The organism is Undibacterium sp. GrIS 1.2 (assembly GCF_040544435.1).
Lineage (GTDB): Bacteria > Pseudomonadota > Gammaproteobacteria > Burkholderiales > Burkholderiaceae_D > Undibacterium.
Map to the genome: position 1 here is coordinate 13,413 of NZ_JBEONP010000005.1, position 12,763 is coordinate 26,175.

General features: G+C 46.2%; 11 protein-coding genes. All 11 read right to left on the reverse strand.

The features are described from left to right. Positions 1–40: 40 nt before the first annotated feature. Positions 41–493, reverse strand: coding sequence for a dihydroneopterin triphosphate diphosphatase (gene nudB / locus AAKU61_RS03190; RefSeq protein ID WP_354329606.1), 453 nt, complete (start codon positions 491–493; stop codon positions 41–43). 104 nt (positions 494–597) lie between these two features. Beyond that, complete coding sequence (gene aspS / locus AAKU61_RS03195) at positions 598–2,403, reverse strand: aspartate--tRNA ligase (protein ID WP_354329608.1); 1,806 nt, start codon at positions 2,401–2,403, stop codon at positions 598–600. Between the two features lie 118 nt (positions 2,404–2,521). Next, a complete protein-coding gene (locus AAKU61_RS03200) occupies positions 2,522–3,130 on the reverse strand; it encodes a DUF502 domain-containing protein (RefSeq protein ID WP_322121207.1) in 609 nt (202 codons plus the stop codon). Positions 3,131–3,231: 101 nt separating this feature from the next. Continuing rightward, the gene (locus tag AAKU61_RS03205; protein ID WP_354329610.1) at positions 3,232–3,594 is read right to left on the reverse strand and encodes an FmdB family zinc ribbon protein; all 363 of its coding nucleotides are present in this window, start codon (positions 3,592–3,594) and stop codon (positions 3,232–3,234) included. 233 nt (positions 3,595–3,827) lie between these two features. Next, positions 3,828–5,252 carry a high affinity choline transporter 1 gene (locus AAKU61_RS03210; protein ID WP_354329612.1) on the reverse strand — a complete coding sequence of 475 codons (1,425 nt, stop codon included), beginning with the start codon at positions 5,250–5,252 and terminating at the stop codon, positions 3,828–3,830. A 537-nt stretch (positions 5,253–5,789) separates the two neighbouring features. Further along, complete coding sequence (locus AAKU61_RS03215) at positions 5,790–6,929, reverse strand: GGDEF domain-containing protein (RefSeq protein ID WP_354329614.1); 1,140 nt, start codon at positions 6,927–6,929, stop codon at positions 5,790–5,792. A 409-nt stretch (positions 6,930–7,338) separates the two neighbouring features. Beyond that, a complete protein-coding gene (pssA, locus tag AAKU61_RS03220) occupies positions 7,339–8,712 on the reverse strand; it encodes a CDP-diacylglycerol--serine O-phosphatidyltransferase (RefSeq protein ID WP_354329616.1) in 1,374 nt (457 codons plus the stop codon). A 76-nt stretch (positions 8,713–8,788) separates the two neighbouring features. Next, entirely contained in the window at positions 8,789–9,475 is a 687-nt protein-coding gene (locus AAKU61_RS03225) for a methyltransferase domain-containing protein (RefSeq protein WP_354329618.1), read from the reverse strand. Positions 9,476–9,485: 10 nt separating this feature from the next. Further along, the gene (gene ubiB / locus AAKU61_RS03230; protein WP_354329620.1) at positions 9,486–11,048 is read right to left on the reverse strand and encodes a ubiquinone biosynthesis regulatory protein kinase UbiB; all 1,563 of its coding nucleotides are present in this window, start codon (positions 11,046–11,048) and stop codon (positions 9,486–9,488) included. Continuing rightward, a complete protein-coding gene (locus AAKU61_RS03235) occupies positions 11,048–11,668 on the reverse strand; it encodes a ubiquinone biosynthesis accessory factor UbiJ (RefSeq protein WP_354329622.1) in 621 nt (206 codons plus the stop codon). Before AAKU61_RS03235 ends, ubiB begins: the two co-directional genes overlap by 1 nt. A gap of 124 nt (positions 11,669–11,792) precedes the next feature. After that, entirely contained in the window at positions 11,793–12,752 is a 960-nt protein-coding gene (locus tag AAKU61_RS03240) for a Tim44 domain-containing protein (RefSeq protein WP_354329624.1), read from the reverse strand. Between the last annotated feature and the right edge of the window lie 11 nt (positions 12,753–12,763).

Here is a 12,763-nt window from a genome sequence, read left to right on the forward strand (position 1 = left end):
GGGAAAATCAATCAATGATGAACAAAGTAGTAAAGGACAATCATACGAGCGCGTGCATTGCAGGTAACTGCAAAATCGCTTCCGCATTGGAGGAAGAAAAGCAACGATCCGCGGCCTCACGGTATGGCAACCAACAGTATTGCACATGCTCGCGCGGTGCTAGCTGAATTGGGATATTTCGTGGCACACACAGACCAAATACATGCTCGGTGTTTTGCGTCACACCGGGAGCATAACGATGTCGCCAAATCGGGTAAATTTCATAAATATTAGAAATCCTCCAGTCACTCAGTACGATACCAGCCGCACTGGAGTCGATCCCGGTTTCCTCCATCACTTCTCGCTGTGCAGTGAGTAATAAGGGTTCATCCAGACTATCTTTAGAACCAGTAACCGACTGCCAAAAATCGGGCTGGTCGGCACGTTCGATTAGCAAAACATCTAAGTCTTTGGTGTAAATAATGACCAGTACAGATTCAGGAATTTTAACCATGTTATCCAATAAAAAAAGGCGCGGAATACCGCGCCCTAATTATGCCTTATGGATGGCTTGTTTGCTGATCAACACTGTTGATTACCACCGTTGATGATCGCTACTTATGCCTTGATTACCGGTTCAGCGGTACGCAAACGGATATGCAATTCTTTTAATTGCTTTTCATCTACAGCAGACGGTGCTTGCGTCAACAAACATTGCGCACGTTGTGTCTTAGGGAAAGCGATCACGTCACGGATAGATTCTGCACCCGTCATCATCGTCACAATACGATCCAGACCAAACGCCAGGCCACCATGCGGAGGCGCGCCGTATTGCAAGGCATCTAGCAAGAAACCAAACTTGAGTTGCGCTTCTGCGTCGTCAATCTTCAATGCACGGAATACTTTGCTTTGTACATCAGCGCGATGGATGCGGACAGAACCGCCGCCCAATTCCCAGCCATTCAAGACCATATCGTAGGCTTTGGCGATGCACTTGCCCGGATCAGTTTCCATAAAATCTTCATGACCGTCTTTTGGTGCAGTGAAAGGATGGTGCGTCGCAGTCCAACGATCATTTTCTTCATCATGCTCAAACATAGGGAAGTCGATGACCCACAATGGCTTCCAGACGTTTTCAAACAAGCCGTTAGCTTTACCAAATTCACTATGACCGATTTTGACGCGCAAAGCACCGATCGCATCATTCACCACTTTAGCTTTGTCCGCTCCGAAGAAAATCAGATCGCCATCTTGAGCGCCAGTCAATTCTAAAATCTGTGCGATCGCTGCATCATGGATATTTTTAACGATTGGAGACTGCAAACCATCACGGCCTTTGGCTTTTTCATTCACTTTGATGTAAGCCAGACCTTTAGCACCATAGATCGCGACGAACTGCGTGTAAGCATCGATCTCGGAACGTGGCATGTTAGAGCCGCCCGGTACGCGCAAGCCGACTACGCGACCGCCATCCATATTTGCTGCGCCAGAGAAGACTTTAAAATCAACGTCCTTCATTACTGCCGTCAAATCGGTGAATTGCAGCTTAACGCGCATATCTGGTTTGTCAGAACCGTATAGCCCCATCGCTTCAGCAAAATCCATTACCGGGAAAGGATTTGGTAAATCGATATCTAGCGTGTTTTTGAATACCAGACGTATCATGCCCTCAAACATATCGCGGATTTCTTGTTCATTCATGAACGAGGTTTCGCAATCGATCTGGGTAAATTCTGGTTGACGATCAGCACGCAAATCTTCATCGCGGAAGCATTTGGTAATTTGGTAATAGCGATCAAAGTTGGCGACCATCAGCAACTGCTTGAACAATTGCGGTGACTGCGGCAACGCAAAGAAACTACCGGCGTTGACACGAGATGGCACCAAATAATCGCGTGCGCCCTCTGGCGTAGATTTGGTCAACATCGGCGTTTCGATATCGATGAAACCATTCGCATCTAGGAACTTACGCACTTCCATCGTCACTTTATAACGCAGACGCAAATTGTTTTGCATTTGCGGGCGACGCAGATCCAAGACGCGATGTGTCAGGCGAGTTGTTTCAGATAAATTGTCGTCGTCGAGCTGGAACGGTGGTGTAACCGAAGGATTGAGCACTTCAACATTGTGTGCCAGCACTTCGATTTTGCCGGATTTCAAATTAGCATTAACGGTACCGTCGGGACGGCTACGGACTACGCCAGTGATGCGCAGACAGAACTCGTTACGGACTGATTCTGCGGCTTTAAATACGTCGGCGCGATCAGGATCGCAGACAACTTGCACCAGACCTTCGCGGTCACGTAAATCGATAAAAATAACACCGCCGTGATCACGGCGACGATGCACCCAGCCGCACAGGCTAACGGTTTGGCCGAGTAATTCCTCAGTGGTGAGGCCGCAATAGTGAGTACGCATGGACATATTTTCTTACCTGTCTGTTTTAAATTTATACAAAATTACGTTAATTTTTGATACCCAATGACTCTATGATTTTTATCTTGATATGAAATCAAGCGCTAAAAACCCAGCAATATTGCCTTTATTTTTTTTCAACTGGCAGTTGATCGGGAGCGACTACGCCCATTGATACAATATATTTTAGGGCGGCATCAACACTCATATCTAATTCGATTGCATCTGCTTTTGGTACCATCAGAAAAAATCCTGATGTTGGATTTGGCGTAGTCGGCACGTAAATACTAACGTAATCGCCATCCAGATACTGAACGACATCCCCGCCTGGAACTCCAGTGAGAAAACCGATAGTCCACGATCCTTGACGTGGGTACTGTACCAACACGGCCTTACGAAAAGCGTTACCGGAAGACGAAAATAAAGTATCCGAAACCTGCTTAACACTGGAGTAAATCGAATTGACGATAGGAATGCGGTTTAGCAAGCCCTCCCAAATCTTGACCACATAATTGCCAATAAAATTTTGTGTCAGCAAACCCGTGACGAAAATAATTAGCAACGTCAGGATAGTACCTAGGCCCGGAATTTTAAAACCAAACAGTGCTTCTGGCCGCCACTGCTCAGGTAACAGGAGCAATGACTGATCCATTGTGCTGATAATGGCATGCAATACCCATAAGGTAATGGCTAAAGGCACCAATATCAGTAAGCCTGTAATAAAGTATTTACGCATTTATTTGTCTAACAGCCAATGGAATTAAGGTCAATTTAAGGTCGTGACTGAATCAGATGTTTTCGTCCAGTAGTTTCGTCCAGCACGGAGGTTTATCGCAATCAGGATGTGCTAGTAGGCGTAGCAGAAGTCAGATTGCTGGCACTGGTTGGACTATTTGCACTAGTAGTACTCGCCGTAACACTAGTTGCATCGGTTCCGCTGCCCTTGCCAGACTCCGCACTAGCGGAAGAAGGCGCATCCGACTCGGAATTTGCCACTGGCGCAGTTGCTCCACCAGAACCGCCACGAAAATCCGTCACATACCAGCCAGAACCCTTAAGCTGAAAACCAGCAGCCGTTACCTGCTTTTTAAAACTTGATTTGCCACAAGAGGGGCAATTGCTCAGAGGATCGTCAGACATTTTCTGCAATACATCCTTGGCAAAACCACACTCTTCACAGCGATAAGCATAGATAGGCATCTTCGTTCATCCAGAAAACTTGTAAAACCCTGAATTATAAAGGTTTTCCCGGCCTCAATGCCGATCTAATTGAGCAATTTAGGACTTGCACAAAATTGTCTCAGCAAGGCGTAGCGACGAAGACTGTACTACATACCTAAGTTACTAAGCCCCGGAGCTACAACGCTTTGGGGAGGTTTTGCGTAAGTCATACAAGTTATTCACCAAGAATCCAGGCCGAGGTCAGACCAACCTCAGACTGCAGCTTGCCTTGGAGTGAATTGCGGTAACAAAGAACCAACAATCATACTGACCATGCTGACCACAACACCGACCAGTTGCGGAGGCCATAAACCCTCAGGACTTTGAATTTCCAAAAATATCCATGAAGTCAAACCCAGCACTATCGATGCTAAAGCACCTTGGGTGGTAGCACGCTTCCAATACAAACCAAAAGCAAGCGGCACAAAGGCAGCGACCAAAGTCACTTTATAAGCATTTTCAACCATTTTATAGATGCTAGAACCTGTGTTCATTGCAAACAGCGTCACTATCAGCGTGAACACCAACACGACGGAGCGCATCATAAAAAGGAATTGCTTATCCGTTTGCTTGGGGAAAAATGCCTTCAAAATATTTTCAGAGAAAGTGACTGAAGGTGCCAGCAAGGTAGCGCTGGCACAGCTCTTAATTGCAGATAGCAAAGCGCCGAAGAACATCACTTGCGCCAGCATTGGCACTTTGGTCATGATCAGCGTCGGTAAAATCAGTTGTGAATCCTTGTCGATCAAGCTTTCGACCATTTTTGGATCGATCATGGTGGCAGAATAGGCTAAGAACATAGGAATGAAGGCAAAGCAAAAATACAATACGCCGCCCAGAACAGAGGCGTTACCAGCGATTTTTTCATTTTTAGACGAGGCTACCCGTTGAAACACGTCCTGCTGTGGAATAGATCCCAACATCATCGTGATCCATGCAGCAAAGAACCAAAGGGCATCTTTGGCATTGGGTGCAGGCCAAAATTCCAGCTTGCCGGCATTCGCGGCATGCGCAATCACATTACCTGCGCCACCGACCATGCCAGAGACTTCCCAGCCTATGTACAACATGCCAATCACGATAATAATCATCTGTAAAAAATCAGTAATTGCTACCGACCACATACCGCCCATCAAGGTATAAATCAGCACACTGGCAGCGCCGATCATCATGCCCAGATCCATAGAAATTGCACCACCCGACACCACGTTAAATACCAGACCCAATGCCTTAATTTGCGCGGCAACCCAACCGAGATACGACACCACGATACATAAGGTGACCAGGACTTCTACCGTGCGGCCAAACTTATTGCGGTAGTAGTCGCCGATCGTCAGTAAGTTCATACGGTATAACGGACGAGCAAAAAACAGCCCGACAAAAATCAAACACAGCGATGAGCCAAAAGGATCGGCGACGACTCCCCTCAGACCATCTTTCACAAAAGTGGAAGAAATCCCCAGCACCGTTTCTGACCCAAACCAGGTCGCAAATACAGTCGCGGTGACGATGTACATAGGCAGTGCACGGCCAGCCACTGCATAGTCTTTGGAGTTATTCACGTAGCGGGCGGCGTATAAACCGATACCGATTGAGATAATCCAGTACAGAATGACAAACCAGATAAGAGTATTCATGAATGTGCGAGCGAATAAGATGTCAAAAGACACGAAAAAGTGTCAATAAAAATGGCTTGAAAATTTACTGGGAGAATTATAACGGCAAGTTACAAGAGGTTTAACCCAGATGTGCATAAAAACAAAGGGAGTTTGTAACTTAATTGTTGCTGGTAATTTTTTATCTATCCAGAGCAATATGTGCTCTGGGCTAGCTTACTAAGCTTGCTTTGCAGATCAAGATAATCATAGACTTGACTGAAAACCCAAATTTCTTTGTCCATACAATCTGCGCCTCCCGGGCCAATATACCCCGGAAAGGCTTATAAACATTGGAGGTTAAATTTGGGAGATTTCCAAAAACTTTTACCGTGAGGTAAATAAACTCTGGCGCCAGGCAGAGTTTGCTGACATCGATGCAGCAACTTATCGGTATTTTGGAGCGGTAAGGTTTGAAATGATCACGACCTTTTTTACCAGATCATGATTTTTAGAGCGCCCTTTAAATAACTGAGGACGATTGAGTGTATCTGCGTGGCAACTGAAAAATAAGCTGCTCTAGCGAGCCACAGGCTCTTCGACAACAACCTGATTGCGACCGCCCTGTTTTGCCATATACATCGCTGTGTCTGCTCTGGAGAACAATTCCAGTACCGATTCTCCCGGAATATATTGTGTCACGCCGATAGAGACGGAAACACGACGCTGCAGAGCCTCATCCCAGGAATACACTTCTACTTGGGAGCGAATCCGCTCAGACGTATTCAATGCAGGTAACAATGGCGTAGTTGGAAAAATCAGCAAAAATTCCTCGCCACCGTAACGACCAAAGATGTCTCCGGTGCGGATATTCTCTTGCGCTATCTGTGAAAAAGTACGTAGTACCTCATCACCGCCAAGATGACCGAGCTCGTCGTTAATCCGTTTAAAGTGATCTAGATCGATGACCGCCAAGCAAAATGGCGTATTGTTTTCATCCGATAATTGCTTTTGCTCTTCTAGTGCCGCAACGGTATAACGCCGATTAAAACAACCGACAAGATTATCCCTTTGAGCATCCTCCTCAATATTTTTTATTTTACGGCTAGCACGGTGCAATACCCGATGCAGCAACTGCACTTTCCCGGTTAAAAAAACATACGCTGGCAAAGAAACTACCAAGGTAACCAAGTGCATGAATTCCAGCTTTAGAAGAGCAAGATTATGCCAATTGTGATAATGCAAAAACATTACCAAAGCAAAACCGAGCAAGACTGCTGTCGCCAAGATCATCACTTCTTTGTTAGAGATGCGATACATGCCGTAAGCAATCGCAATAAAAGTGAACGGGGTAAAAAGAATATGGGTTGCTGGATCAAGGTAACAGATCACTAACATTGATGCCAAAGCGGTCGTCACGATCGGAAGCTTTAATCGTTTCTCACGAAAATTAAGATGAATTCCCGAGCGGAAAATAAAGTAAAAGCTAGCGAGGAAAATCGCAATCAGGCCCGTCAGGACAACTACAGTAGACTTTTGTACCATGCCCAGGCTATAAAACACCAAGACTCCTGCAAAGTAAAAGGCAATCATAAGACTGGCGATCAGCCATTTTTGACGGGTAGTACGTTTGACTGGCGTCTTTGACGTATCGTTTTGACGACGTCCTGTAGATTCGATCGAAGGCAAGGTTTCGTCAAAATCTATAACAGAATCCATTAATGGAAAATTATCTGTATTAGAAAATGGATTTTTTTTGCGTCCGAATAACATGAATAGAATGAGTTAGATACTTTAAATAGTTCAAAACATGGTAACACGACAAGTGACGTGTTTTTGCTTGAAATCTCTCCCCCAACTCATACACAGAGATAAAGATTGTGAACTTTTGAAGTCTAAGAGAGGCGCAAGACTTGGCTACATAAGACAAAGTGTGTCAAATAAACGTCATATCAACTTCTCTATAAAAAGCTGAGTTTGTCTTTTGCCTTACAGGCAAGGCTTTAACAAGCCTCGATCAAAAAGCAAATTTTGCTTAAAGCAGATTTTCCATTTAAACAACAAATGCCGTCTGCGTTGCTACGAGGTGATAGGAGATTTAATAGAAAATCTAGATTGGAAACACAGATTAAAGCACCCGATAAGCCAGACGGTCTAGCCTGGTTCTGCTCAACCGGCTTAATAATTTACGCACTTCAACCGGGTACATGCTGGTTTTTTCTAGTGAGCGGTAATGGTCGATTGACATAGTGTGCAAAAAAATACTCTGCAGCTCAGCTTCTCTTTGTTTGGCTAATTCATGTTGCGGATCATGGATCAGTAAAGCATTTTCCAGATCCAGGCGAAACGCTCTGGGGTTGAGGTTGTTGCCTGTCATCAGGGTGTAATTCTGATCAATCCAGACACCTTTCAGATGATAGGTATTGTCGCCGTCTTTCCATAAATGCAAATTAAGTTGCCGGTTATTCAGGGCCGTCTGATGTGACTTTGCAAAACGACGCAAATTAGTCTCGTACAGATAAGGTAAAGCAGCAATGATTTTAAACGCCTGATCTGGCGGAATAAAAAAATCATTCGCAGTTTTATCGCCAACGATAATATCAATCTTAACGCCTCGTTTTAAGGCACGATTGATTTCTCTGGTGACCGCTAAAGGAAAATTGAAATAAGGAGTACAAATTGTAATCTGATGCTTGCTTGCAGCGAGCAACTGGCAGATCACTTTATTGAGTGGATTATTTTTACCAACGCCAACTAAAGGCGTCACGCTCAAGCTTGTTGATTCACTTCCCTCTGTCTGGCTATGGTCCTGCGAACTAATGCTGTAACGCGCTTGTTTGAGTTTTTCACGAAAACTACGAATATCACTACGAATGCTTTGCGTTGTCGGAATCTCTGCGATATCCAGCCGATGTACCGCAGAAGCAGATAATAGATGTTCTCGAATAAACAACTGCATACAATTCGCCAGCGCGGTACTTTGCAAAATCAGATAGCGATCATGTCGATATTTATCAAATTTATGCAGGTAAACATTATTCAAACTAGCGCCGCTGTAGATGACGCTATCGTCAATGACGAAACCCTTTAGATGTAAGACACCGAATAATTCTCTGGTCTGAATCGGGACACCATAAATGGGGACATGTGTCGTATGTGCTGATGCAATTTTTTGATACCAACCAGCGTTACCCGCCTGCTCACCTATTTTTTTAGCCTCACCGATCAGCCCGCGCTGCGCTCTATGCCAATCAACCAGCACCGCAATATCAAGTGCAGGGCGAGCTGCTTTTGCTTTATGTAATGCTTCTACAAGCTCGCTACCAGCCTCGTCATTTTGCAGATATAAACTGCAGAGATAAATGCGCTGTTTTGCGGAGGCAATTTGTTTAAGCAACTCCAAGCGAAACTCCAGCGCGCTATGCAAAGTAGTGACTGCATTAGCGTTCAATGGAATGCCGGATAAATGCGCTAAAGGAGAGCGAGGTTTAAAAAAATTCATGATAATTCAGGTAATTGTATTTACAGCACGCAGGTTAATACTGACGCGTCGCTGGCAAGACTTTGCAGACGGATTATCAAGTGACAGAAACGGGTAGCCGCCGCCAGATTTGCCAGCGCTCTTTCCCTTTAAATACATCAATAGAATCGCTGACATCACAATCTTCCACCAACGAAAAATAGGGCGATATCAGCTCTTGCCAAGCCTGGCGCTGGATACTAAACGGTGGGCCTTTAGGTTTTGTATCCTGTAATGCGCTCGGTGTTGCGGCTTTAGCGGCTGATGTTACTGACGTTGCTGATGTTACGTTCGGCACATCTTCAAAAAAGAAGTAGCCTGCCAGTAAGCCGCCCTCTGCCAATAAACTAGCCCAACGTTGCACAATATCTTTGCGTAACCGCGGAGGTAAAGCACAAAAGAACGCGCGCTCATAAATCAGCTGCAACGGACATGCTGGATTAAATTGGAAAAAGTCAGCCTCAAGCACATGTTTGCTCCAGACCCCGATAGCTGCCTGCGCACTTCGCACAGCGACGGGAGAGAAATCAATCGCGGTGACATCCCAATTGGCTTGCGCAAAAAAAGCGGCTTCATAGCCATTACCACAACCCGGGATCAAGGTAACCAATGGCGCCTCTGCAGCCCGGACAAAATCTTGCAAGGCTTGAGGGACGCCGCCTTTATCCCAAGGAGTGAATGCGGTTTCAAAACGCTCATCCCAAAAATGCGTCTCGGCAGAATCTTTACTGGAGAAGTTTTGCATTGTAATAAGCTTAGAGGTATAGCAAATGTAAAACTAATTGCGCTAATAATGCACCTGCAATGGCACCACCACCAAAGTAAATAATAGTACGCAATAATTTATTAGTACTCCGTTGCTCTAGCAGCAGTGCGGCAAGTAGTTCGCTATTCTCACCTTGTGTACCTGCTCGCGTCAGCGCCTGATGTGCAAGTCGTGGCAATTGCGGGAAAATATGGCTGTAACGTGGTGCCTCTGCTTTAAACTTTTCTAACAAACCGCGCCAGCCGATCTGATCACTCATCCAGCGTTCCAAATAGGGTTTGGCGGTTTTCCACAGATCCAGATGGGGATCAAGCTGCCTGCCCAGACCTTCAATATTCAGCAAAGTTTTTTGCAGCAAAACTAATTGCGGCTGTACTTCTACATTAAAGCGGCGAGAAGTTTGGAACAAGCGCAACAAGACCTGACCAAACGAAATATCTTTCAATGGCCGATCAAAAATCGGCTCGCAACAAGCACGTACCGCTGCTTCCAATTCATCGACACGGGTTTCTTTAGGTGCCCAACCAGATTCGATATGTGCCTCTGCAACCCGTTTGTAATCTCGACGGAAGAAAGCCAAAAAATTCTGCGACAAATAATCTTTATCAAAATCATTGAGCGTGCCGACGATACCAAAATCGAGTGCAATATAACGCCCAAAAGTCGCTGGCTCGGTGGAGACTAAAATATTGCCCGGATGCATATCGGCATGGAAAAAACCATCCCGGAAAATCTGAGTGAAGAAGATGGTGACACCATCTCGCGACAGCTTGGACATATCGACGCCGGCCTCAATTAGCTTATCTAATTGAGAAATCGGAATACCCTTCATGCGCTCCATCACGATCACGGAGGAAGAACAATAATCCCAGTACATTTCAGGCACCAGCAGTAAATCGGAGTCAGCAAAATTGCGCCGTAGCTGACTACCGTTTGCGGCTTCCCGCATCAAATCCAATTCATCATGCAAGTATTTATCAAACTCAGCTACGACCTCGCGTGGCTTGAGGCGCTTGCCGTCGGCCCAGAGTTTTTCTAGCCAGCCTGCAGCAATTTGCATCAGCGCGACGTCTTTATCGATAGTGTCCTTCATGCCAGGGCGCAGCACTTTGACGGCAGCTTCTCGCCCGTCTTTGAGTGTCGCGAAATGCACCTGAGCGATGGAGGCAGAAGCCACAGGAATCCGGTCAAAACTGGCAAACAATTGATCAGGATGCGCACCCAGAGACTTGACGATTTGCGCAATTGCCAGATCAGGGTCAAACGACGGTACGCGATCTTGCAATTTGGCGAGTTCGTCTGCAATATCTGGTGGCATCAGATCACGGCGGGTCGATAACACCTGACCAAATTTGACGAAAATCGGCCCTAAGTCTTCTAGTGCTTTACGCAAGCGTTCGCCGCGCGGTGCAGACAAATCACGCCAAAAAAGTAAGGCATTAATCGCTCTGGCAGTGCGCGGCACGGACAAACCTGAAATCGCAATTTCATCAATCCCATAGCGAATTGCGATACGGATGATTTTGAAGAGACGCAAAAACTTAAACAGCATCAACGCAACCTTTCTAATTTTTCTAAGCGCTTGATGAGACGTTCTGCATCATCACGTAACTTATTGATTTCTGTCCCCATCGCGGTAACTGCCGCTGGACGGACTAACATCGGGTTTTCTTCGAGAAAATACTCGGCAAGATTTTCCTGGATTTTTTGATGCGTCTCTTTAGCAGTCTGCATCAGACTGCGTGCGCCAGATACCATGCGGACCGCGGCGATATCTCCAAACAATTTGCTCAGATCATCTTCTGCCTCCCAGCGCAAATGCTGACTTAGATGAGAAATCGTATTAGCAAAGTCGGCATCGCCTTCTATCTTGACATAAGAAAAAGCGCGCTCACGATTTTGGGCGATCAAAGGCAGATCGCTGAGCTGAAGACGGATGGTGACGTTGTTGCGCTCAGCCTGACTAGCAACATCAGCGTCAGCTTTAAGCTCGACCGGATCAGGTGCGAGGGACTCCACCATGCCATCAGAAGTTATTTTTAGGCGGATTGTAAATGCCTGCAAATCGACGCAGGCAATTTTTCCCGCGTGAGGTAATAGCTTGCTCTTAGCCCAGTTTTCCTGTGCCAGCAAATGATTGATGAAGAGAACGATAGGAAGCGTATATGTCATGATCAAATAAAAAAACCGCCCATGGTTGATGGGCGGTTTCCAGTTTAACAGTTTATCCCTGCCGGGAGGTTTGAGATTGATCTACTTAAAGCGATATCAAAGTTGCTGAATCAAAGTTGTTGAATCAAAGCTGCTGAATACCGGCCAATACCCAACCGCCTTGACCGTTTATAGGTTTAGACAAGTTCCAGACTTCATTAAACGCTTCTGCCGGCGCATTAGCTGCCTCTTTGATCATGCCGCTAAACTTGACGCTGGCGAGGTAATCATTGCCCACCGTTTCCAGACCCATTAACTCGGCATCGATCGACACCACATCGGTCACATTCGGGCTAGCGCCACGTTCCTGGATTTGCAGTTTGATTTCTGCATACATCTCAGTAGAGGTGAATTCGCGGATATCGCTGATATCGGCTTTATCCCATGCCGCTTGCAGACGGATAAAGTAGGTTTTTGAGTTACGCAAAAATGCTGGCACATCAAAATCTGCCGGAACGCCCCAAGGTGCAGCGGTCGCAGGTGCTGCCGCGGAACTGTTAAAGGAACTTGTTTGCGTAGCAGGTTCAATACGGGAGCCGATTTCTGGTGTGTTAGAAGGGACTCCTGCATAAGATGGCTGCGAAAACGCCGATGGCACTGCGCTGTTGTTACTAACATTGCCACTATTTCCACTGTTGCGGCGGAACATTCTGATAATAAATATCACTGCAAAAGCCAATAAAGCGATTGTCAGGATGGAACCTAATGCGCCACCTAAAGCACCGCCCAGACCAAAATGCGAGAACATCGCACCCAACAAGGCGCCACCAATCAAGCCGCCTACAATCCCTTTCCAAGGACTAGCTGGCTTTGGCGGAACTGCGCCCGGCGCTGGCGCTGCGGCTGGTGCAGCCGGTTTAGTTTGATTCAAATTACTGCCTGGATTATTAGCTGGTGGCGCAGCCTGGCGCGACACATTACTGGACTGACGTCCAATCGATCCGCCGCCGCCCAAACGCTTAGCATCTGCGTCAGATACGGTCATTGCCAGTGCACCTGCAACCAGCATGATGGAAACGACTGCTTTATTAAAAATCTTGTTCATACCTGCAACTC

Bases quoted from the DNA above. Each gene is read 5' to 3' on its own strand.
- nudB (WP_354329606.1), bottom strand. From the start codon at position 493: ATGGTTAAAATTCCTGAATCTGTACTGGTCATTATTTACACCAAAGAC.
- aspS (WP_354329608.1), bottom strand. From the start codon at position 2,403: ATGTCCATGCGTACTCACTATTGCGGCCTCACCACTGAGGAATTACTC.
- AAKU61_RS03200 (WP_322121207.1), bottom strand. From the start codon at position 3,130: ATGCGTAAATACTTTATTACAGGCTTACTGATATTGGTGCCTTTAGCC.
- AAKU61_RS03205 (WP_354329610.1), bottom strand. From the start codon at position 3,594: ATGCCTATCTATGCTTATCGCTGTGAAGAGTGTGGTTTTGCCAAGGAT.
- AAKU61_RS03210 (WP_354329612.1), bottom strand. From the start codon at position 5,252: ATGAATACTCTTATCTGGTTTGTCATTCTGTACTGGATTATCTCAATC.
- AAKU61_RS03215 (WP_354329614.1), bottom strand. From the start codon at position 6,929: ATGGATTCTGTTATAGATTTTGACGAAACCTTGCCTTCGATCGAATCT.
- pssA (WP_354329616.1), bottom strand. From the start codon at position 8,712: ATGAATTTTTTTAAACCTCGCTCTCCTTTAGCGCATTTATCCGGCATT.
- AAKU61_RS03225 (WP_354329618.1), bottom strand. From the start codon at position 9,475: ATGCAAAACTTCTCCAGTAAAGATTCTGCCGAGACGCATTTTTGGGAT.
- ubiB (WP_354329620.1), bottom strand. From the start codon at position 11,048: ATGCTGTTTAAGTTTTTGCGTCTCTTCAAAATCATCCGTATCGCAATT.
- AAKU61_RS03235 (WP_354329622.1), bottom strand. From the start codon at position 11,668: ATGACATATACGCTTCCTATCGTTCTCTTCATCAATCATTTGCTGGCA.
- AAKU61_RS03240 (WP_354329624.1), bottom strand. From the start codon at position 12,752: ATGAACAAGATTTTTAATAAAGCAGTCGTTTCCATCATGCTGGTTGCA.